The sequence below is a fragment of the Streptomyces sp. NPDC001889 genome (genome assembly GCF_053594535.1).
Window position 1 is genome coordinate 48,488 of sequence record NZ_JBSFER010000029.1, and the last position, 21,778, is coordinate 70,265.

19 protein-coding genes are annotated in these 21,778 nt (G+C 72.6%); 3 read left to right on the plus strand and 16 right to left on the minus strand.

The genetic code is table 11. The features are described from left to right. Window positions 1–61 precede the first annotated feature (61 nt). Window positions 62–364 carry a hypothetical protein gene (locus ACWCRA_RS29790; protein ID WP_351547313.1) on the minus strand — a complete coding sequence of 101 codons (303 nt, stop codon included), beginning with the start codon at window positions 362–364 and terminating at the stop codon, window positions 62–64. 340 nt (window positions 365–704) lie between these two features. Beyond that, window positions 705–1,988, minus strand: a complete 1,284-nt coding sequence (locus tag ACWCRA_RS29795; protein ID WP_351547311.1) for a geranylgeranyl reductase family protein — start codon at window positions 1,986–1,988, stop codon at window positions 705–707. Window positions 1,989–2,086: 98 nt separating this feature from the next. On the opposite strand from ACWCRA_RS29795, the gene ACWCRA_RS29800 reads away from it, so the two are divergent. After that, the gene (locus tag ACWCRA_RS29800) at window positions 2,087–2,596 is read left to right on the plus strand and encodes a GNAT family N-acetyltransferase (RefSeq protein ID WP_351547308.1); all 510 of its coding nucleotides are present in this window, start codon (window positions 2,087–2,089) and stop codon (window positions 2,594–2,596) included. A 203-nt stretch (window positions 2,597–2,799) separates the two neighbouring features. Here ACWCRA_RS29800 and ACWCRA_RS29805 read toward each other — a convergent pair whose 3' ends face one another. From ACWCRA_RS29805 to ACWCRA_RS29820, 4 genes are read right to left on the minus strand one after another with little or no spacing between them, the layout of a single operon-like run. Further along, a complete protein-coding gene (locus ACWCRA_RS29805; protein WP_351547305.1) occupies window positions 2,800–3,501 on the minus strand; it encodes a demethylmenaquinone methyltransferase in 702 nt (233 codons plus the stop codon). 32 nt (window positions 3,502–3,533) lie between these two features. Continuing rightward, on the minus strand, window positions 3,534–4,328 hold the full coding sequence (locus tag ACWCRA_RS29810) for an imidazolonepropionase-like domain-containing protein (protein ID WP_451069072.1): 795 nt from the start codon (window positions 4,326–4,328) through the stop codon (window positions 3,534–3,536). A gap of 5 nt (window positions 4,329–4,333) precedes the next feature. After that, complete coding sequence (gene mqnC / locus ACWCRA_RS29815) at window positions 4,334–5,533, minus strand: cyclic dehypoxanthinyl futalosine synthase (RefSeq protein WP_351547302.1); 1,200 nt, start codon at window positions 5,531–5,533, stop codon at window positions 4,334–4,336. Between the two features lie 57 nt (window positions 5,534–5,590). Further along, entirely contained in the window at window positions 5,591–6,505 is a 915-nt protein-coding gene (locus ACWCRA_RS29820) for a menaquinone biosynthetic enzyme MqnA/MqnD family protein (RefSeq protein WP_351547299.1), read from the minus strand. 426 nt (window positions 6,506–6,931) lie between these two features. Here ACWCRA_RS29820 and ACWCRA_RS29825 point away from each other — a divergent pair, with 426 nt between their 5' ends. Continuing rightward, entirely contained in the window at window positions 6,932–7,135 is a 204-nt protein-coding gene (locus ACWCRA_RS29825; protein WP_003967102.1) for a cold-shock protein, read from the plus strand. 100 nt (window positions 7,136–7,235) lie between these two features. On the opposite strand, the gene ACWCRA_RS29830 is transcribed toward ACWCRA_RS29825, so the two are convergent. The 10 genes from ACWCRA_RS29830 to ACWCRA_RS29875 form a co-directional block, all read right to left on the minus strand. Beyond that, window positions 7,236–8,594 (minus strand): M1 family metallopeptidase, encoded by a 1,359-nt coding sequence (locus ACWCRA_RS29830; protein ID WP_351547296.1) that lies wholly within the window; start codon window positions 8,592–8,594, stop codon window positions 7,236–7,238. Between the two features lie 191 nt (window positions 8,595–8,785). Then, window positions 8,786–12,802, minus strand: a complete 4,017-nt coding sequence (locus ACWCRA_RS29835; RefSeq protein WP_451069073.1) for a Pls/PosA family non-ribosomal peptide synthetase — start codon at window positions 12,800–12,802, stop codon at window positions 8,786–8,788. A 286-nt stretch (window positions 12,803–13,088) separates the two neighbouring features. Beyond that, the gene (locus tag ACWCRA_RS29840) at window positions 13,089–14,435 is read right to left on the minus strand and encodes a dicarboxylate/amino acid:cation symporter (RefSeq protein WP_351547290.1); all 1,347 of its coding nucleotides are present in this window, start codon (window positions 14,433–14,435) and stop codon (window positions 13,089–13,091) included. A gap of 361 nt (window positions 14,436–14,796) precedes the next feature. Next, window positions 14,797–15,540 carry a peptidoglycan recognition protein family protein gene (locus tag ACWCRA_RS29845; RefSeq protein WP_351547287.1) on the minus strand — a complete coding sequence of 248 codons (744 nt, stop codon included), beginning with the start codon at window positions 15,538–15,540 and terminating at the stop codon, window positions 14,797–14,799. Between the two features lie 251 nt (window positions 15,541–15,791). Continuing rightward, window positions 15,792–16,073: a DUF4229 domain-containing protein gene (locus ACWCRA_RS29850; RefSeq protein WP_351547284.1), complete on the minus strand. Its 282-nt coding sequence runs from the start codon at window positions 16,071–16,073 to the stop codon at window positions 15,792–15,794. Between the two features lie 145 nt (window positions 16,074–16,218). Beyond that, complete coding sequence (mqnE, locus tag ACWCRA_RS29855; RefSeq protein WP_451069074.1) at window positions 16,219–17,382, minus strand: aminofutalosine synthase MqnE; 1,164 nt, start codon at window positions 17,380–17,382, stop codon at window positions 16,219–16,221. Between the two features lie 90 nt (window positions 17,383–17,472). Next, on the minus strand, window positions 17,473–17,928 hold the full coding sequence (locus ACWCRA_RS29860) for an Lrp/AsnC family transcriptional regulator (protein WP_351547410.1): 456 nt from the start codon (window positions 17,926–17,928) through the stop codon (window positions 17,473–17,475). Between the two features lie 158 nt (window positions 17,929–18,086). Then, window positions 18,087–18,773, minus strand: a complete 687-nt coding sequence (locus tag ACWCRA_RS29865) for a UbiX family flavin prenyltransferase (protein ID WP_351547278.1) — start codon at window positions 18,771–18,773, stop codon at window positions 18,087–18,089. Between the two features lie 173 nt (window positions 18,774–18,946). After that, complete coding sequence (gene mqnP, locus ACWCRA_RS29870; protein ID WP_451069075.1) at window positions 18,947–19,867, minus strand: menaquinone biosynthesis prenyltransferase MqnP; 921 nt, start codon at window positions 19,865–19,867, stop codon at window positions 18,947–18,949. Next, window positions 19,864–21,315 carry a menaquinone biosynthesis decarboxylase gene (locus ACWCRA_RS29875; RefSeq protein WP_351547272.1) on the minus strand — a complete coding sequence of 484 codons (1,452 nt, stop codon included), beginning with the start codon at window positions 21,313–21,315 and terminating at the stop codon, window positions 19,864–19,866. The genes mqnP and ACWCRA_RS29875 overlap by 4 nt, the downstream gene beginning before the upstream one ends. 89 nt (window positions 21,316–21,404) lie before the next feature. Here ACWCRA_RS29875 and ACWCRA_RS29880 point away from each other — a divergent pair, with 89 nt between their 5' ends. Continuing rightward, a complete protein-coding gene (locus ACWCRA_RS29880; protein ID WP_351547269.1) occupies window positions 21,405–21,746 on the plus strand; it encodes a PLD nuclease N-terminal domain-containing protein in 342 nt (113 codons plus the stop codon). Window positions 21,747–21,778: the final 32 nt, after the last annotated feature.

Sequence of the window (21,778 nt, forward strand, 5' to 3'; positions counted from 1 at the left end):
GGGGGCGAGATCCGAGGAGGACGGAGGGACGGATCAGGCGCCGGGTCCGCGGGGGCGGGGCTCAGCCGTCCGGATTCGCCTCCAGACGGGTGAGGTCCATGTCGTCCAGAAGGGCTTCATGGGTCCGCCCGCTCATATGCGCGTCCTTCTCGATCTCGACCGCGGCCCACCCGGTCAGACTCATCACCAGCACCCGCAGGCCGTCCGTGCCATAGGTCTCCAGGACCTCGTCGGCCGTGCGCAGCGCCTCCTCCGGGATGCGCTCCTCCGGGTAGACACCCACCACCCGGCGCAGCAGGCTCACCGAGATGTGGGAGATGTCCGGGGCGATGGCGCGCAGCCGCCGGTCCTCAGCCTCGTCCAACGGGATGTCCCCCTCCGATCAGCGGGAGCCGGCTCCGCCACCCCCGTGTCTGTCCGTATCCCCCCGCACACAACCAGTTTCCACCCCGGCGGGGCGCTACACAGCGGGATTTCCCGAATCAGCACGGGTTCGGCTCACTCTCTTCCCCGAGCGCCCCTCCGGGCGCCCCCCGGTGCGTCACCACGGGGACGGGCGGGGTGCGGCGGGCACCTTGCGGGGGCGCGCGCCCGCTCACGGCGACACGGGCGGCGAGACGGCACGGGAGCGGACGGCGAAAGGCCCGGCGGACGGGCCGCCGGGCCTCGGGGCGCCGGGGGCGCCGCCTGCCGAACCGTGTGCGTCAGGCCTTCGGGGCCACCTTCGAGAGGCCGTTGATGATGCGGTCCATCGCGTCCCCGCCGGTCGGGTCGGTCAGGTTCGCCAGCATCTTCAGGGTGAAGCGCATCAGCAGCGGATGGGTCAGACCCCGCTCCGTCGCCAGCTTCATGATCTTCGGGTTGCCGATCAGCTTCACGAACGCGCGGCCCAGCGTGTAGTACCCGCCGTAGGTGTCCTTGAGGACCTTCGGGTAGCGGTGCAGCGCCAGCTCGCGGTGGGCCGGGGTCGCGCGGGCGTGGGCCTGGACGATCACATCGGCGGCGATCTGCGCCGACTCCATGGCATAGGCGATGCCCTCGCCGTTGAACGGGTTCACCAGCCCGCCCGCGTCACCGATCAGCAACAGCCCGCGCGAGTAGTGCGGCTGCCGGTTGAAGGCCATCGGCAGCGCCGCGCCCCGGATCGGGCCGGTCATGTTCTCCTCCTGGTAGCCCCACTCCTCGGGCATGGAGGCGCACCAGGCCTTCAGGACCTCGCGCCAGTCCAGCTCCTTGAAGGCACCGGTGGTGTTGAGCACGCCGAGGCCGACGTTGGAGGTGCCGTCGCCCATGCCGAAGACCCAGCCGTACCCGGGCAGCAGCTTGTCCTCGGAGCCCCGGCGGTCCCACAGCTCCAGCCAGGACTCCAGGTAGTCGTCCTCGTGGCGGGGGGAGGTGAAGTACGTCCGCACCGCGACGCCCATCGGACGGTCGTCGCGCCGGTGCAGCCCCATCGCCAGCGAGATGCGCGAGGAGTTGCCGTCGGCGGCCACGACCAGCGGGGCGCGGAAGGTGACCGGGGTCTTCTCCTCGCCGAGCTTGGCCTCCACTCCGACGATCCTGCCGGTGCGGTCGTCGATGATGGGCGCGCCGACATTGCAGCGCTCGTACAGCCGCGCGCCGCCCTTCTGCGCCTGCCGGGCGAGCTGCTCGTCGAAGTCGTCGCGCTTGCGGACGAGACCGTAGTCCGGGTACGAGGCCAGCTCGGGCCAGTCGAGCTGGAGCCGCACCCCGCCGCCGATGATCCGCAGCCCCTTGTTCCGCAGCCAGCCGGCCTCTTCGGAGACATCGATGCCCATGGCCACGAGCTGCTTGGTGGCGCGCGGGGTCAGCCCGTCGCCGCAGACCTTCTCGCGCGGGAAGGCGGTCTTCTCCAGCAGCAGTACGTCGAGTCCCGCTTTCGCGAGGTAGTACGCGGCCGTGGAGCCGGCCGGGCCTGCCCCGACGACAATCACATCCGCGGTGTGTTCGGAGAGGGGCTCGGTCACGGCGGGTTCTCCCGAAGACTCAATTCTGCGTGCCGAACGGCACAGGACATGTGCAGTCTAGGGGGCGTACCGATCAACTGACTGAAGGGCTCCCCCCTATGAGCAGGCCCCTCCCCGCCGTACGGCTGCGTGTGCCCACCGACGAGGACGCCCATGCCTGGCACCGGATCTTCGATGATCCGCAGGTCATGGAGTTCCACGGCGGCCGGTCCGCGGAGCTGTCCGTGTACGAGGAGCTGACGGCCCGGCAGCGCAGACACGACGCCGAACGGGGCTTCTGCCTGTGGACGCTGCTGGACGACGACGGGGAGGTGCTGGGCTTCACCGGCGCCCAGCCCTGGCCCTCTCCTGACTTCGGGCCGGTCGGGGAGATCGAGATCGGCTGGCGGCTGGCCCGGGCCGCGTGGGGCAGGGGCTATGCGACGGCCGCTGCCCGCATCACCCTGGAGCGGGTGCGGGCCGCCGGGGTGCCGGAGGTGGTGGCGATGGTGGACAGCCGCAACGAGCGCTCGATAGCGGTCGTGAAACGGCTGGGAATGGACCATGACCGGACCTTCACGACGCCGGACGGGGAGCGGGAAGGGCAGTGCTTCCGGCTGGCGCTCTGAACACACCGCCGCACTGACGCGCCCGGGCGCGCCCGGGCTCTCAGAGCCCGAGTGCCGTGAAGCCCCTGGAGCCCTGAAGCCCCGGCGCCTCGGGGCCCCGGGGTCCTGAAGCCCCGGCGCGCCGGCGCGGAAGCAGATCCGGCCGGGGAGCCGCTCCGGCCGCCGCCGGTACCGCCGTCAGTCCTCGCCGTCAGTCCTCGCCGTCAGTCCTCCGCCGGCTTGGTGCCCCGGTGCAGGGCCACCACCCCACCGGTCAGATTCCGCCAGGCCACCTTCGACCAGCCAGCCCGCTGGAGCACCGCCGCCAGCGCGGGCTGGTCGGGCCAGGACTGGATGGACTCGGCGAGATACACATAGGCGTCCGGGTTGGAGGAGACGGCGCGCGCCACCGGCGGCAGCGCCCGCATCAGATACTCCTCGTACACCGTCCGGAACGGCGTCCAGGTCGGGTGGGAGAACTCGCAGACCACGATCCGCCCGCCGGGCCTGGTCACCCGGAGCATCTCGCGCAGCGCCTGCTCGGTCCGCTGCACATTGCGCAGCCCGAAGGAGATGGTGACCGCGTCGAAGACACCGTCCCGGAACGGCAGCCGGGTGGCGTCGCCCGCCGTCAGCGGCAGCCAGGGCTCGCGCCGCTTGCCCTCGCGGAGCATGCCGAGCGAGAAGTCGCAGGGCACGACATACGCGCCGGCCTCGGTGAAGGGCAGCGACGAGGTGCCGGTACCGGCCGCCAGGTCGAGCACCTTCTCGCCGGGCCGGGCGTCCACGGCCGCGGTGACCTGCCTGCGCCACCGGCGGTCCTGGCCGAGCGAGAGCACATCGTTGGTGAGGTCGTAGTTCGCCGCCACATCGTCGAACATCGAGGCGACTTCGTGCGGCTGCTTGTCCAGGGATGCTCGGATCACACCGCCCATTCAAGCAGGGCGGCCCGGACCGGCTACGAGCGGCGGTGCACCAGCCGCCCGCCGAGGACGGTGGCGGCGCAGACGGCCGCGCCCGCCCGGCGCAGCGCCCGCTCGGGCTCCTCGCCGGCGAGAAGGGCGTCGAGGAGGGCGGCGGGGAGGTCGAGGACGGCGAAGTCGGCGGGGCCGCCGGGGTGCAGCTCCCCGTCCAGGAGGGCGCCGCCCGGCGGCTGTCCGGCCGCCGGATCGAGCGAGGGCGCCCCCGCCGGGCCCGGGCCCGGACCGGAAGAGGGACCTGGACCGGAAGAGGGACCTGGACCGGAAGAGGGACCTGGACCGGAGCCGGGGCCTGGACCCGGGCCCGGACCGGAGCCGGGGTGCGAGTGCCCCGGCACCGGGCCGCGTACCCGCAGACCCGAGCGGGAGACCGCGGTCCGCACGGACGGGCGGGTGAAGGGGCCGGTGACGGCGGTGGTGCCATGGGCCAGCATCCGCTGGAGGCCGCGCCGGGCGCTGCCGCCCCAGCGGACCTCGTCGGGAGCGAGGGCGGCGAGCGCCGCGCCGGTGAGCGGCTCGGTGCCGAGCGCGCCGGCCTCGCGGGGGTCGGGGTGGTAGGCGGCCTCCAGCAGCTCCACAGCGCGCGGCTGGAGCAGCCCGGGGAGCAGCAGCCCCGGCCAGCGGCGGACCCGGGCCGCCGGGTGGGCGGCGGTCAGCTCCGCGTACGGCCCGATGGCGACGATCAGCCCGCCGTCGACGGTGACCGCGTCCGCGCCGGTCCCCGGGTCGGTGGCGGCGGTGCGGACGGCTGCCGCGGTGTGGATCGTGAGCACGGGGCTCAGTTGGCGCTGAGGAGCTTCAGCTCCGGGTGGGCCGTGCCGCCCTCGATCGCGGTGGAGGAGATGTGCGAGACGACCCGCTCGTCGACCGGGTCGTCGGCCGGGTCGGTGTGGACGGCGAGGTGCTCATAGGTCGTGGCCCGCTGCGCCGGGACCCGGCCCGAGGCGCGGATCAGATCGATGATCTCCTGCCGGTTGGAGCGGTGCTTCGCCCCCGCCGAGGAGACGACGTTCTCCTCCAGCATGATCGAGCCGAGGTCGTCCGCGCCGTAGTGCAGCGAGAGCTGGCCGACCTCCTTGCCGGTGGTCAGCCAGGAGCCCTGGATATGGGCGACGTTGTCGAAGAAGAGCCGGGCGACGGCGATCATCCGGAGGTACTCGAAGAGCGTCGCCTGCGTCTGCCCCTTGAGCTTGTTGTTCTCCGGCTGGTACGTGTACGGGATGAAGGCCCGGAAGCCGCCGGTCCGGTCCTGCACGTCACGGATCATCCGCAGATGCTCGATCCGCTCGGCGTTGGTCTCGCCGGTGCCCATCAGCATGGTGGAGGTGGACTCCACGCCCAGGCCGTGGGCGATCTCCATGATCTCCAGCCAGCGCTCGCCGGACTCCTTGAGCGGGGCGATGGCGGTACGGGGCCGTGCGGGCAGCAGCTCGGCGCCGGCGCCCGCGAAGGAGTCCAGACCGGCCGCGTGAATCCGCTGGATGGCCTCCTTGGCGCCGACCCCGGAGATCCGGGCCATGTGCTCGATCTCGGAGGCGCCGAGGGAGTGGATCACCAGCTGGGGGAAGGCGGACTTGATGGCGGAGAAGTGGTGCTCGTAGTACTCGACGCCGAAGTCGGGGTGGTGACCGCCCTGGAACATGATCTGGGTGCCGCCCAGCTCGACGGTCTCCGCGCAGCGGCGCAGGATGTCGTCGAGATCGCGGGTCCAGCCCTTGGCCGTGTCCTTGGGAGGGGCGTAGAAGGCGCAGAACTTGCAGGCCGTGACGCACACATTGGTGTAGTTGATGTTGCGCTCGATGATGTACGTCGCGATGTGCTCGGTGCCCGCGTACCGCCGGCGGCGCGCGGCGTCGGCGGCGCGGCCCAGCGCGTGGAGCGGGGCCGAGCGGTAGAGGTCGAGCGCCTCCTCCGCGGTGATCCGGCCTCCCTCGGCGGCGCGGTCCAGCACGGACTGAAGGTCGGCCTTCTCGGTCACCGGGTGTCACCTTTCACCGGACTTGTCTGCGGGCCGGTCCAGCGTACGCCAGAGGGCTCAGGGTGCCGCGAGCCGGTGGCGCGTGTGCGGCCCCCGGCCGTCCCCCAGCAGTTCGACGGTGACATCGGCCGCGAACCCGGTCGTCGGCCCGGTGCGGCGGGCGAACTCCCGTACGCCCGCGATCTGCTCGGGGCCGAACCGGAAGTCCAGCGTCCGGAAGTACCGCTCCAGCAGCTCCGCGTCGAAGCTCTCCCAGCGCGCGGCCTGCGCGGCGACCTGGCCGACCTCCTCCAGCGAGAGGGCCATGGAGGCGAGGAACGCCTCGTGCACCTCCCGGACGAGCCCCTCCTCGCGCTCCAGATACTCCCGGCGGGCGGCCCAGACCGCGAAGACGAAGGGGAGCCCGGTCCACTCCTTCCACATCCGCCCCAGATCGTGGACCTGAAGGCCGAGGCGGGGGGCGTCGTGGAGCGAGGCGCGCAGGGCGGCGTCGCCGATCAGGACGGCGGCTTCCGCCTCCTGCATCATCACGCCGAGATCGGGCGGACAGCTGTAGTAATCGGGCCGGACGCCGTACCGCTCGGCGAGCAGCAACTGCGCAAGACGTACCGAAGTACGCGAAGTCGATCCCAGGGCCACCCGGGCGCCGCCGAGTTTCTCCAGGGGCACCTGCGACACGATCACACAGGACATCACCGGGCCGTCGCAGCCGACCGCGAGATCGGGAAAGGCGACCAGTTGGTCGGCATTGCGGAGGAATTCGACCAGGGTGATCGGGCCGATATCGAGGTCGCCGCGGACGAGCTGCTCGCTCAGCTTCTCCGGGGTGTCCTTGGACAGCTCCAGATGCAGCAGGGTTCCGGTGCGGGCGAGCCCCCAGTAGAAGGGGAGACAGTTGAGGAACTGAATATGCCCGACGCGGGGCCTGCTGCGGCGGTGCCCGGCTGCTGCGCTTTCTCCACGACTGTCCACAACGCGAGGCTAGTACCCCCGGGCCGCCCCGGACACGGAGGGGGCGCAGGCGGGTCGCACCGCCGCGCGGGGGGCGCGGTGGCCCGGGAGGGCTCCGGCCCGGCGGCGGGCCGGACCGGGGGCCGCCCGTCCGGGCGGGTGACCGGCGCACCCCTCGCGAGCTGGGGTTCGTCCGGAGCCGGGCCCGGCGGGGTGCTCGGCGGCCGGGGGGCACGTCAGCGCGGGGACGGGCGTTTCAAGCGTCCGGGTGAAGTGATCTTTGCCTCTACCGCTGCGAACACAGTGCGTGCTAGGCTCGACGCAAGTTGCAGTTTGGTTTCCCTTGCAGTACAGAGCCTGCGGAGCATGTGACCCGCAGGCTTTTGTAGTTTTCAGACTTGTTTGCAGGTTCTGGAGCAGGGCAACCCTTTGGCCCAAGGAGGGCTTATGGCTACCGGAACCGTCAAGTGGTTCAACGCTGAAAAGGGCTTCGGCTTCATCGCCCAGGACGGCGGCGGCCCGGATGTCTTCGTCCACTACTCCGCGATCAACGCGTCTGGTTTCCGCTCTCTTGAGGAGAACCAGGTCGTGAACTTCGACGTCACCCAGGGTCCGAAGGGCCCGCAGGCGGAGAACGTCACCCCGGCCTAGTCAGCCAGGGTCGGCGATCGCGCACGACTAGCAGTACCCAAGGAGCCCCGGCCATTTCCAGGACCGGGGCTCCTGCCTTTCCCCGGCAATTCCCCTCGGGTCACCCGTCCGAGGGCAGGGGCGGCAGTTCCGTCCCGTACAGCCAGGCGCTCAGCAGCCCGTCCACCGGGCGCGGGGCGTGACGGGCCGCGAGCAGCCGGAAGTCCTCCGTGGTCACCACGGCGTGCCGGTGGACACCGGTCCACTCCCGCAGCAGCGGTACGAAGGCCCCGTGGCCGATCTCCGCGCGCAGCGCGTGCAGGGTGAGCGCGCCCCGCTCGTAGACCCGGTCGTCGAAGAGCCGGCGCAGCCCCGGGTCCGCGATCCTGATGTCCTGCGGCAGCAGCGCGAGCCGGGCGTGGGAACGGGCCGCGAGCGCCGCCGCCGAGGGGCCGCCGGACAGCTCGGACCAGAGCCACTCCGCGTACTTCGCGAACCCCTCGTTGAGCCAGATATGGCGCCAGTCGGCGACGGTGAGGCTGTTGCCGAACCACTGGTGGGCCAGCTCATGGGCGATCAGCCGCTCGCTGCCGCGCCGCCCGTCCACATGGTTGCGGCCGAAGACCGAGAGCCCCTGGGCCTCCACCGGCACATCCAGGTCCTCGTCGACGACCACGACGCCGTACTCCTCGAAGGGGTAGGGGCCGAAGAGTTCCTGGAAGGCGGTCATCATCCTCGGCTGGCGCGCGAAGTCGTGCGCGAACCGGCCGCCGGGGCCGGCGAGCGAGCGCGGCACGGCGGCGGGCTGGGGAACACCGGCCGCCCCGTCCGCGTCCGGGACTCCGGCAACGGCCGGGGACCCGGGGACCTCCACCAGCTCGTACGGTCCGATCTGCACGGTCGCCAGATAGGGGGCCATCGGCGCGGGCTGCTCGTACACCCAGGTCGTCGTGGAGGCGCTGATCGTCCGGGAGATCAGGGTGCCGTTGGCGACGGCGGGGTACGGGGTCGGGGCGGTGACCGTGATCCGGTACGGAGCCTTGTCCCCCGGCAGGTCGTTGCAGGGGAACCAGGAGCGCGAGCCGTGCGGCTGGGAGGCCACGAGCGCGCCCTCCTCCAACTGCTCCCAGCCCAGCTCGCCCCAGTCGCGGGTGCGGACCGGCTGGGGGACGCCCGCGTAGCGGACCTCGACGGTGAAGGGGGTGCCGGGGGGCAGCGGGCGGTCGGGGCGGATGCGGAGCTTCTCCGCGCGGTGGGTGTAACGGGCGGGCCTGCGGCCGTCGATGAGGACCTTGGTCAGCCGGAACCGGCCGAGGTCGAGGACGACCTCGGCGAGCGGCCCGGCGGCGGGGGCGACCACCGCGCCGATCCTGGCGCGGCCGGTGAGCCGGCCGGTGTGCGGGATGTACTCCAGCTCCAGGTCGTATCCGGTGGTGCGGTAGCGGTCGTCGCCGTGCTGCGGGAGGTAGGAGTCGCTCACCCTGCGTCCTTCGGTCACCTGTCGGGTCGGGGCGGGTTCTTCGGGGCGGGCCGGTCGGCCGGTCGGTCGGGGCGGGTCGGCCGGTCGTCCAATCGGTCGATCCCGGCGGGCTCTCCGGGGCGGGCGGGCCGCGCCGGGCGGACGGTGGGTACGGGCCCCGGAGGCACGGCCCCGCCCGGGGGCCGCCGGGGTCAGCCGCGCGCCGACCGGCGCTTGCGGGCGCGGGCCCGCCCCGGCCGCCACGCGGCGATCGGGTTGCCGAGCCAGCGGGTGCCGTCCGGCACCCGCTCCCCGCGCATCACCAGCGACGCGGGCCCGACCGTCGCCCGGTCGCCGATCACCGCGCCGGGCAGCGCGATGCCGTGCGGGCCGAGCGTGGCGCCCGCCCCGAGGACCACATTGTCCATGCGCATGATCCGGTCGTGGAAGAGGTGGGTCTGCACCACACAGCCGCGTCCGACGCTGGCGCCGGACCCCACCGAGACGAGATCGGCCTCCGGCAGCCAGTACGTCTCGCACCAGACACCGGAGCCGACGCGGGCACCGAGCCCGCGCAGCCACAGACTCATCAGCGGGCTGCCGCCCGCCCCGCCGACCAGCCAGGGCACCGCCAGCACCTCGACAAAGGTGTCGGCCAGCTCGTTGCGCCAGACGAACGCCGACCACAGCGGGTGCTCGACCGCCCGGAAGCGGCCCACCAGCAGCCACTTCGCGGCGAGCGCGACCAGACACGCGACCACGCCCCCCGCGAGCAGCAGCACCCCGCCGAGCAGGATCGCGACCGGGTGGCCGAAGCGGCCGGCCAGCGCGCCGAAGGCCATGATCCCCAGGACCGCGAGGGTGACGGAACACATCACCGGAACGATTCTGCACAGCTCGACGGCGGCCCTGGCCCAGCGGAGGCGGGCCGGCGGGGCGAAGGTGCGGCTCCGGTCGCCGCCCTCGGCGGCCCGGGGGAGCCGCATCGGCGGCATGCCGAGCCAGGAACTGCCCGCCTTGGCCCGCTTCGGGGTCGCGGAGAGCACCCCGACCAGACCCCGCTTGGGCACCCGCCGGCCGGCCGCCGTCATCCCCGAGTTGCCGAGGAAGGCCCGCTTGCCGATCCGGGCCTCGGCAATGCGCAGCCGTCCCCCGCCCAGCTCGTAGGAGGCCACCATCGTGTCGTCGGCGAGGAACGCGCCATCGCCGACGGTGGTCATCGCGGGGACCGCGAGCACGGTCGACGCCTCGACACCGCGGCCCACCCGCATCCCGAGCGCCCGCAGCCACACGGGCGTCGCGAGAGACGCGTACAGCGGGAAGAGATGCACCCGCGCCATGTCCATCAGCCGCTCGGTCGCCCAGGCCTGCCAGGCGATCCGGCTGTGGACGGGGTGGCTGCCCTCGCGCAGCCCGGCGCTCAGCGCGCGCACCCCGGCCAGGATCAGCAGGGCGTACGCCACCAGGGCGGCGGCCGTCGCGAGCGGGACGGCCGCGAGCGGGGAGGCGGACCGGTCCATGATCAGCAGGGCGGGGAGGGCGGCGAGCGCCGGGAGCAGGCCGAGGAGGAGCGAGGTCAGCGAGTAGAGCGCCGTCCAGCGGGCCCGGCGCGGCGGCCGGGTGCCGGGGTGCGGACGGGCCCGGCCGTCGCGGGTGGCCGGGACGCCCGACCAGCGCTCACCGGCCGGGACGGTCCCGGTGACACCGGAGCCGGGGGCGATCTCGGACCGCTTCCCGATCCGGGCGCCGGGGAAGAGGGTGCTGCGGGCGCCGACGGTGGCCTCGGCGCCGATCCGGAGCCGGCCGATGTGCAGCCGGTCGCCGTCCAGCCAGTGCCCGGAGAGATCCACCTCGGGTTCGACGGCCGCGCCCCGGCCGAGCCGGAGCAGACCGGTGACGGGCGGCAGCGAGTGCAGATCGGCGTCGTCGCCGATCCGGACGCCCAGCGCCCGCGCGTAGTACGTCAGCCAGGAGCCGGCCAGACCGGTCGCGCCGGTCAGCTCGGCGAGCCGCTCGGCGGTCCAGAGCCGCAGATGGACGCCGCCGCCCCGGGGGTGGGTGCCCGGACGGACCCCGCGCAGCAGCAGCCGCGCGCCGCCGGCGGCGATGAGGATCTTCCCCGGCGGGCTGATGACGAGCAGCCACCCCAGCGCGACCCACCACCAGGAGACGGTGGGCCCGGCGAGGTGGAGGACGTTGTTGACGGCGGCGGCGACCACGGCCCAGCGCAGCCCGGCGACGGTGAGCAGCGGGAGTGTCAGCAGGCACTGGATCAGCTGGGCCCCTCGGGGCACGGGCCGTACGGCGCGCTCGTCGTCCCGCTCGCCGGAGGTGGCCTCCAGGGTGCGGGCGAGGGCGCGGAGGGTGGGGTGCTGGTAGATGTCGCCGACGGAGCCGGTGCCGTACCGCACCCTGATCCGGGAGACCAGTTGCGCCGCCGCGAGGCTGCCGCCGCCGGAGGCGAAGAAGTCGGCGCCGGGGCCGTCGACCGGGACGCCCAGCAGCTCGGTCCACTCGCCGGCGAGCCAGGCCTCGGCCCCGGTCAGCTCTGTGCGCTCCCCGCCGCCGACGGCGCCGGCGCTGTCCGGCAGGGGCCAGGGGAGGGCGTCGCGGTCGACCTTCCCCGAGGTGCGGGTGGGCAGCTCCGCGACCGGCGCGAGCACCGGGACCAGCGCGGCGGGCAGCTCCCGGCGCAGCCGGGCGAGGGCGCCGGCGCGGTCGAAGGGGGCGGGGGTGCCGGGGGCCGGGGTGCCGGGGGCCGGGGCCTCCGGGACCAGATAGCCCACCAGGACCTGGTGGCCCGCCGGGGTGGTGCGGACGGCGGAGGCGGCGGAGGCGACGCCCGGCAGCGACTGGAGGGCGGCGTCGATCTCACCGAGTTCGATGCGCCGGCCGCCGAGCTTGATCTGTTCGTCGGCGCGGCCCAGGAAGAGCAGGCCCTCGCGCTCGGCCCGGACGAGGTCGCCGCTGCGGTAGGCGCGTGGCCAGCCCAGCGACGGGAGGGGGGCGTATTTCTCGGCGTCCTTGGCCGGGTCGAGATAGCGGGCCAGGCCCACTCCCCCGATGACCAGCTCGCCGCTGCCGCCGAGCGGCACCGGCTCGCCCCGGGGGTCGACGACGGCCAGCTCCCAGCCGTCGAGCGGCAGCCCGATGCGGACCGGGCCCTCCCCGGTGAGCAGGGCGGCGCAGGCGACGACGGTGGCCTCGGTGGGGCCGTAGGTGTTCCAGACCTCCCGGCCGGGGACGGCCATCCGGGCCGCCAGCTCGGGCGGGCAGGCCTCGCCACCGAAGATCAGCAGCCGGACGGCGGCCAGTGATTCGGCGGGCCACAGGGCCGCGAGCGTGGGGACGGTGGAGACGGCGGTGATGCGCTGCTCGACGAGCCAGGGGCCCAGGTCGGCCCCGGTCCGTACGAGGGAGCGGGGCGCGGGCACCAGACAGGCGCCGTGCCGCCAGGCGAGCCACATCTCCTCGCAGGACGCGTCGAAGGCGACCGAGAGCCCGGCGAGCACCCGGTCCCCGGGCCCCAGCGGCTCCCGCGCGAGAAACAGCTCCGCCTCGGCGTCGACGAACGCCGCCGCGCTCCGGTGCGTGACGGCGACCCCCTTGGGCCGCCCGGTGGACCCCGAGGTGAAGATCACCCACGCGTCGTCCCCGGGGGTGACCTCCGGTCGGGTACGGGAGGAAACGCCGGGGCCCCCGGACCCGGCCCCGCGCGAGACCGGCCCTCCGGCAACGGGACCCGGCACACACCCGCCGGGGGGCCCGGTGGCAGCGGGTGGGGCCTCCGGGGGCAGGGTCAGGGTCAGGGTCAGGGCTTCCGTCAGGGTCGCGCGGACGCGTGCCTCGGTGAAGACCAGGGCGGCCCGCTCGTCGGGGTCCTCCGCGTCCACCGGGACGTACGCCGCGCCGGCGGCGAGGACGCCGAGGACGGCCACGTACAGATCGGCGGTCCCGGACGGCACCCGCACCCCGACGCGGTCGCCGGGCCCGATCCCCGCCCCGGTCAGCCGCCGGCGCAGCGACTCCACCCGGTCCGCGAGGGCGCGGTAGGTCAGCGGGGACGTGCCGTCGTCCACGGCGTGGGCCGTCGGATGGCGGCGGGTGGTCTCGCCGAGGATGTCGAGGAGGGTGCGCTCCGGGGCCGCGCGGCCCGCGCGGAACACGGCCGGGGCCTCGGGGCCGATGTCCGGGTCCAGCAGCGCCGGGGTGTCCGGGGCGACGGTCATCCGGCGCACCCGTCGCCGCCCGTCGGTCCGCTCGGGGCGCCGAGGCCCCCGTGTCCCCGCTGGATGGGCAGAACCCGGTTCATCCGCGTCTCACTCTCCGTAGGCCCTGTGGAGTGCGCTGCGACTGCTGCCCCGCACACGGCAAACGAGAAGTTTATCCAGCGTTGCCCCGGCTCGCCTGTTCTGGGTCCCGGGTCCGGGGCCGGGGCGTCCGCGCACCGGAAGGCCCCCGTTCCCCGCCGCGCGGGCGCGCGGCGGGGAACGGGGGCCTCGGAAGCCGCCGGGGTCAGGCCGTGACGGAGACCGGCCGGGTGTCCTGGGACGTCCCGGGGACGTCGTCGATCGGCGAGGACTTGGCGGAGGTGTACGCGTCGTGGTCCAGGATCTTCTCCCGCGCGGCGACGATCACCGGGACCAGCGCCTGGCCCGCGACGTTCGTGGCCGTGCGGATCATGTCCAGGATCGGGTCGATCGCCATCAGCAGACCCACACCCTCCAGGGGCAGCCCCAGGGTGGAGAGGGTCAGGGTCAGCATGACCGTGGCACCGGTCAGACCGGCGGTGGCGGCCGAGCCGACCACCGAGACGAACGCGATCAGCAGGTAGTCCTGGATGCCGAGCTGCACATCGAAGATCTCCGCGATGAAGATCGCCGCCAGCGCGGGGTAGATCGCGGCGCAGCCGTCCATCTTGGTCGTGGCGCCGAACGGAACCGCGAAGGAGGTGTACTCCTTCGGCACACCGAGCCGCTCGGTGACCTTCTGGGTGACCGGCATGGTGCCGACGGAGGAGCGGGAGACGAAGGCCAGCTGGATCGCGGGCCAGGCGCCCCGGAAGAAGTGCAGCGGGTTGACCTTGGCGACGGTCGCCAGCAGCAGCGGGTAGACACCGAAGAGCACCAGGGCGCAGCCGATGTAGACATCGGCGGTGAAGGTGGCGTACTTGCTGATGAGGTCCCAGCCGTAGTCGGCGATGGCGAAGCCGATCAGACCGACCGTGCCCAGCGGCGCGAGGCGGATCACCCACCACAGGGCCTTCTGGAGCAGTTCGAGCACGGCCTCGCCGAGCCCGAGGATCGGCTTGGCCTTCTCGCCCAGCGCGAGGGCGGCGATCCCGGCGACGGCGGCCATGAAGACGATCTGGAGGACGTTCAGCTCGGTGAAGGGGGTGATGACATCGGTCGGGACGATCCCGGTCAGGAAGTCGATCCAGCTGCCCTCGCGCTTGGGCAGGGCGCCGTCCTTCGGGGTGAGGCCGGTGCCCTCGCCCGGGTTGGTCAGCAGGCCGATGCCGATGCCGATGGCGACCGCGATCAGCGAGGTGATCATGAACCAGAGCAGGGTCTGCCCGGCCAGCCTGGCGGCGTTGTTCACCTTCCGCAGGTTGGTGATCGACACCATGATCGCGAAGAAGACCAGCGGGGCCACGGCGAGCTTCAGCAGCCGGATGAAGATGTCGCCGATGTGGCCCAGGGTCTCCTTGAGCCAGCCGATGTCCTGCTCGCGGGCGAGCCAGCCGAGCAGGACGCCGAGCACCAGACCGGCGACGATCTGGACCCAGAAGGGGATCTTGGATATGCGGAAGCCGGAGCCCGAGGGCTTTCCGGTCGTGGTGGACGCGGTGTTCGCGGACACGGACACACTCCAGTAGCGGCGTAAAAGGGGAGAAGAGCGGGGAGGGGCGGCGCCCGTGCGCGAGGGGACTGTTCCGCTGCGGCGGGGGTCAGGCCGAGCGGCGACAGACCGCGGACATACAGCGGCAGAGATCGACATGCAGGCGCGCCACGAGCGGGGGGCTCGCGGCATGGTGAAGGCGCTCTGCTGACGTCATGTCCGATACGTTAACACTTGAACTTTGAGAACCTCAAAGCTCCGCTTTGGGATCTTCGCCACTCCCCGGGCTGCCGGACACCCGGCCCCGCCCAGGTCAGCCCCCGGCAAGACCGCGCCGCACCCGTGCGGCCCGCCGGGACCGGCCTCCCCCGCCCCCCGCCGCTCAGCCCCGGCGGGACCGCCGCACCCGGCGCAGTACCGCTTGCCGCTGGGCCGCCCGCACCGGCCCGGGGCAGGCGTGCGCGCCCCACGCGGCCCCGCCCATCTCATGGGTGCCCAGCCCCCGCCCCTCCGGGGAGTCCGCCACCTCCAGCGGCCAGCCGTGCTCCCGGGCGCCCCAGGCGTAGACGCGCGCGACGGATGCGACCTGCGCGCCGGTGAGCGGCCGGTCCGCGAACCCCGAGGTCTCCACCGACACCCAGGCGGCATTTCCCGCGCGCTGGGTCCAGGCGCGGTCGTGCACCGAGACGTACTGCTCGATCTCGCCCGCCCGCGAGACCCAGAAGTGGGAGGAGCTGCGGGTGGCCGGGTTCGAGAACCGCTCGAACAGCGACCCCTCCCCCTGCTGGACGTGGAGTATCAGCCCGCGCTGCCCCTCCCGTCCGCCCTCGCTGAAGTTCTCGCCGATCGGCCTGCGGGCGGCGCCGGGCATCCAGCCCGGAGGCGGTGCGGCGGAGGCGGTGGAGGCCGAGACGGCGCGGGGCTGCCGGGTGGTGCGCGGCTCCGGGGCGGCGGGGGTCCGCCCGGGCCGTCCCTCCCAGAGGAGGGCCGCCGCCGACACCGGGGCGAGAAGCAGCCCTCCCCCCAGCAGGAACACACCCCGCCGGGACGGCCCGTCCGGTCTCCGGTGCTTCCGCGTCACGGCTGCCTCCGCGTCGGTGCGCCGGGGGCCGTGGGGCTGTTCCACAGGGTGGGCATGCCGAACACTGTGTCCCGCACATGTGATCGTTACCCCATGGCGGCATGACGGGAAGGAAACAGCCCGGACCGGAACCGCCCCCTCCGCGCGCACCGGCCCCGCACCCGGGCGCGCCGGCGGCTCCAGGGGTGCCTGGAGGCCCCGGGTGTGCCGGAAGCCCCGGGTACGCCGGAAGCCGGAGCCCGCCCGCTGTTGTTCGGGAGGCTCCGGCTTCTCGGGGACGCGGAGAGGGAGGAGGGTCAGTCCTCCTGGGTGCGGTTCGCCTGGAGACGGGCCTTGGTCCGGTCGACCTTGCCCACGATCTGCTCGGACATCGCGTCCCGCTGCCGGCGCAGCAGGACGAAGCTGAGCGGCGCGGAGAGCACCAGCGCCAGCAGCACCACCCAGGCGAAGTTGGCATCGGCCACGCCCTTGGGCAGCAGACCGAAGTGGACCAGACCGGCCACCACCACGAAGCAGCCGGCGAAGACGGCCAGGCGCAGGGCCGTGTACTTGATCGCGGCACTCGACTTGGCTGACACTGCGGGGCCTACTCTCTCTCTTCGTACGGGTGGCAGAACGTGCCGAACCAGTGAAGCACGCCCCTCCGGAGGGCGGCACAGTGGCTCGGGGCCGGGCGCGGGACACCCGGTTCGGCACCCACCGCCCCGGGACCGCCGGCGGATCTCAGACGCGCATGGGCTGGGGCGACTCACGGCGGTCGGCGTCCGGACCCGGGTACTCGCGGATGATCTCGTAGCGGGTGTTCCGCTCGACCGGGCGGAACCCGGCGTCACGGATCAGGTCCAGCAGATTGTCGCGGGTCAGCTTGTTCGGCGTGCCGTAGTTGTCCGCGTCATGCGTGATCTTGTACTCGACGACCGAGCCGTCCATGTCGTCCGCCCCGTGCTGGAGCGCGAGCTGGGCGGTCTGCACGCCGTGCATCACCCAGAAGACCTTGACGTGCGGCACGTTGTCGAAGAGCAGCCGGGAGACCGCGAAGGTCTTCAGCGCCTCGGCACCGGTCGCCATCGTCGTCCGCGCCTGGAGGCGGTTGCGGATCTTGCCGTCCTGCATGTCCACGAAGTCGTGCTGGTAGCGCAGCGGGATGAAGACCTGGAAACCGCCGGTCTCGTCCTGGAGCTCCCGCAGCCGCAGCACATGGTCGACGCGGTGGCGGGGCTCCTCGATGTGCCCGTACAGCATGGTCGAGGGGGTCTTGAGGCCCTTGCCGTGCGCCAGCCGGTGGATGCGCGACCAGTCCTCCCAGTGGGTCCTGTGGTCGACGATGTGCTGGCGCACCTCCCAGTCGAAGATCTCCGCGCCGCCACCGGTGAGCGATTCGAGGCCCGCCTCGATCAGCTCGTCCAGGATGTCGGAGGCCGACATGCCGGAGATGGTCTCGAAGTGGTGGATCTCGGTGGCGGTGAAGGCCTTCAGGGAGACGTGCGGGAGGGCTTCCTTCAGCGCGCTCAGGGAGCGCGGGTAGTACCGCCACGGAAGGTTGGGGTGGAGCCCGTTGACGATGTGCAGCTCGGTGAGGTTCTCGTTCTCCATCGCCTTGGCGAGGCGGACGGCCTCCTCGATGCGCATCGTGTACGCGTCCTTCTCGCCCGGCTTGCGCTGGAACGAGCAGTACGCGCACGACGCGGTGCACACATTGGTCATGTTGAGGTGGCGGTTGACGTTGAAGTGGACGACATCGCCGTTCTTGCGGGTGCGCACCTCGTGGGCGAGACCACCGAGCCAGGCCAGGTCGTCCGAGGCGTACAGAGCGATCCCGTCCTCGCGGGTCAGCCGCTCCCCGGCCGTGACCTTCGCCTCCAGCTCGCGCTTGAGCCCAGCGTCCATGCGCCCGCCTCCCATGTCTGACGTCAATCGGGCTCCGACAACGTTACTCCCCCGTCCCCGACGGACGGGGGCGCCCCCACGGCCCCCGGATCAGCTCTGCTCCGGAAGGTCCCCGACCCGGTTCTCCCACTTGGTGGAGAGCACGATCGTGGTGCGGGTGCGGGAGACACCCCGGGTCCCGCTGAGCCGGCGGATCGTCTTCTCCAGGCCGTCGACATCGCCGACGCGCACCTTCAGCATGTAGGAGTCGTCACCCGCGATGAACCAGCAGTCCTCGATCTCCGCGAGATCCCGCAGCCGGCGCGCCACGTCCTCGTGGTCGGCCGCGTCGGAGAGGGAGATGCCGATGAGGGCGGTGACCCCGAGGCCGAGGGACGCCGCGTCGACGGTGGCGCGGTAGCCGGTGATGACACCGGCCGCCTCCAGGCGGTTGATCCGGTCCGTGACACTGGGCCCGGAGAGACCCACGAGCCGTCCCAGCTCGGCGTACGAGGCCCTGCCGTTCTCCCGGAGGGCCTGGATGAGCTGTCTGTCCACCGCGTCCATGTGCCTGGAGCCTTCCATAGTTGCTGAACCTGAGGCGTGCAGGGCGCGAGCCCTGCGATTCTGATGGCGAATCTGATGACGAACCAGCGATGATCTTCAGGGTGTCCGGAATCCCCGGGCAGCGGGAGCCCACGGCGACGGATGTCCGAAAAGGGCCGTCAGGAGGCCGGACCGGCTCCCCGGGAGCCCCCCAGCTCCCCTTCCCAGCGCCGGTACAGCCGGTGCGGTACGCCCACCGCGTCCAGCGCCCGCCCGGCGACGAAGTCCACCAGGTCCTGGATGTGCGTCGCGCCCGCGTAGAAGGCCGGTGAGGCGGGCAGCACCACGGCCCCGGCCTCGTCGAGCGTGACGAGATGCCGCAGGGTCTGCCCGTTCAGCGGGGTCTCCCGCACGGCGACCAGCAGCGGGCGCCGCTCCTTGAGCGTGACGCTGGCGGTGCGCTGGAGGAGATCCTTGGAGAGCCCGAGGGCGACCCCGGCGACGGCGGCCGTCGAGGCCGGCACGATCAGCATCCCCTTCGCGGGGTACGAGCCCGAGGAAGGACCGGCCGCGAGATCCCCGGCCGACCAGTGGCGCACCCCGTCCAGCTCCACCCGGAAGGTGTCCGGCTTGCCGTCCGCGCCCCGGGCGAGCCACTCCCGCAGATCGTCGCGCCAGTGGGCGTCCCGGAAGGAGATCCCGGTCTCGTCGAGCAGCGTCAGCCGGGAGGCCCGCGAGACCACCAGATCGACGCTCTCGCCTGCGTCGATCAGCCCGCGCAGCACGGCGGCGGCATACGGTGTCCCGGAGGCGCCGGAGACGCCGACGATCCACGGGCGACGGGGGTTGTTCTGTGCTGGCTCCACACAGGGAGCCTATCCGGCGGGCCCGAGGACCCGTGTGCCAGGCGCCGGGGCCCGCGACCGGGAGCGGGCCGGAGCAGCGGCCGGAGCGGGACCGGGAGCGGGCGGCGGGCAGCGGGACCGGGAGCGGGCCGGAGCGGGCGGCGGGCGGCGGGAGCGTCCGAGCGGGCGGCGGGCTAGAGGGTGAGCCCGCGCACCAGCAGATCCAGCAGGGCGAACCCGAACAGGCTGATCCCGATGAAGCCGTTGACGGTGAAGAACGCCCGGTTCAGCCGGGACAGATCGTGCGGCTTCACCACCGTGTGCTCGTAGCAGAACGCCACCGCCACGATCAGGAGCCCCGCCCAGAGGAACACCCCGGCGTCCGTCGCCAGCGCGTACCAGACCAGCAGCGCGGCCGTCACGGCGTGCGCCGCCCGGGCCCCGTGCAGCGCGGCCGGGACACCGAAGCGGGCCGGCACCGAGCGCACGCCCTCGGCGCGGTCCGCCGAGACGTCCTGGGTGGCGAAGATCAGATCGAAGCCGCCGATCCAGACACCGACCGCGAGCCCGAGGATCACCGCGTCCCACGACCACTCCCCGGTGACCGCGAGCCAGGCGCCGATCGGACCCATGGCCTGCGCCAGGCCCAGGATGGCGTGCGGGTAGTCGGTGAACCTCTTCCCGTACGGATAGACCACCATCGGGACCACCGCGACGGGCGCCAGCATCAGACAGAGCGGGTTGAGCAGCGCGGCGGCCCCCAGGAAGACCACCAGCGCGATCAGGGCCCCGGTCCACGCGGACCGCACGCTCACCGCGCCCGTGACCAGCTCCCGGCCGGCGGTGCGCGGGTTCCGGGCGTCGATCTCGCGGTCGATGATCCGGTTGCAGGCCATCGCGAAGGTCCGCAGCCCGACCATCGCGAAGGTGACCAGCAGCAGCGTCCCCCACTGGATGGACCCGCCGTCCAGGAACATCGCGGTGAGGGCGGCGATATAGGCGAAGGGCAGCGCGAAGACCGAGTGCTCGATCATCACCAGCCGCAGAAAGCTCCTGGTGCGGCCGGGGCTGTCCGGGAGCGGGCTGTCCGGGAGCGCGTCGGCGGACGCGCTCACAGGCCGTACTCCTTCCAGCGGCGGTCCACCAGCGCCGCCGTGTCCGGGTCGGACTCCACCATGTCGGGCCAGCCGCCGTCGCGGACGTACCCCTCCTCGGGCCACTTCCTCGTCGCGTCGATGCCCGCCTTGCCGCCCCAGAACTGCTGGTAGGAGGCGTGGTCGAGATGGTCGACTGGGCCCTCGGCCACGGTGAGGTCGCGGGCGTAGTCGGTGTTGCCCAGGGCCCGCCAGGAGACCTCGTGGAGATCGTGGACATCGCAGTCGGCGTCGACGACCACGATCAGCTTGGTGAGCGACATCATGTGCGCGCCCCAGATCGCGGACATCACCTTCTGCGCGTGCTTGGGGTACTTCTTGTCGATCGAGACGATCGCGCAGTTGTGGAAGCCGCCCGACTCGGGCAGGTGGTAGTCGACGATGTCCGGCACGATGATCTTCAGCAGCGGCAGGAAGAAACGCTCCGTCGCGCGCCCCAGCGGCCCGTCCTCGGTCGGCGGGCGGCCCACCACGATCGACTGGAGCAGCGGGCGCCTGCGCATCGTGACGCAGTCGATGGTCAGCGCCGGGAACGGCTCCTGCGGGGTGTAGAAGCCGGTGTGGTCGCCGTACGGGCCCTCGGGGAGCATCTGCCCGGGCTCCAGCCACCCCTCCAGCACCACCTCCGCCTGCGCGGGGACCTGGAGCGGGACGGTCTTGCAGTCGACCATCTCGATCCGCTTGCCCTGGATGAAACCGGCGAAGAGGTACTCGTCGATGTCGCCGGGGAGCGGCGCGGTGGAGGCGTAGGTGACGGCCGGCGGACAGCCGAAGGCGATGGCGACCGGCAGCCGCTCGCCCCGGCGGGCGGCGACCTGGTAGTGGTTGCGGCTGTCCTTGTGGATCTGCCAGTGCATCCCGATGGTGCGCCGGTCGTGCCGCTGGAGCCGGTAGAGCCCCAGATTCCGTACGCCGGACTCCGGGTCCTTGGTGTGCGTCAGCCCGAGATTGAAGAAGGAGCCGCCGTCCTTCGGCCAGGTGAAGAGCGCGGGCAGCCGGTCGAGGTCGACGTCGTCGCCGCGCAGGACCACCTCCTGCACGGGGGCGTCCTTCACCTTCTTCGGCGGCACGTGCACCATCGAGCCGAGCTTGCCGAACGCCTCGCGCACCCCGACGAAGCCGTGCGGCAGCTCGGGCTTGAGCAGCCCGCCGATCTTGTCGCTGATGTCGCTGTACGAGGTGAGGCCGAGCGCCTTGAGCAGCCGGCGGTCGGTACCGAAGACATTCATCGCGAGCGGCATCGCGGAGCCGCGCACATTCTCGAAGAGAAGGGCCGGGCCGCCCGCCTTGTTCACCCGGTCGACGATCTCCCCGACTTCCAGATGGGGGTCCACCTCGGCCTTGATGCGCTTGAGGTCGCCCTCGCGTTCCAGGGCCCTGAGCAGGGTACGAAGATCGTCGTAAGCCATGCGCTCCAGTATCGGGTACCGGTTACCCTGGCCGCGTCACCGGGGCCCCGCACAAGCCCCCTCACCTCATTCCGGGAGACCGTAAGACCATGCTCAGGTATCTGCCCTTTCTGCTGGTCCTGGCGCTGTGGATCTACGCCTTCATCGACTGCCTGAACACTCCCGAGAAGGAGGTCAGGAATCTGCCGAAGGTGGCGTGGGTCATTATCGTGCTGCTCTTCGGGCAGGTCCTGCTGGGCCCGGTCGCCTGGTTCATCGCGGGGCGCCCGCGCAGGGCCCTGGGACACGGCGGGGCGCGGGGCGGCGGCTGGGTGGCGCCCGACGACAATCCGGAGTTCCTCAAGTCGCTGCGGGACGAGAAATCCCCGGAGGACGACCAGAGGAACGACGGCAAGGACAAGGACAAGGACAAGAACGACGAGGGCGCGTGAGGTGAGACGCCGGTGCCCCGCCGGTCCGGGAC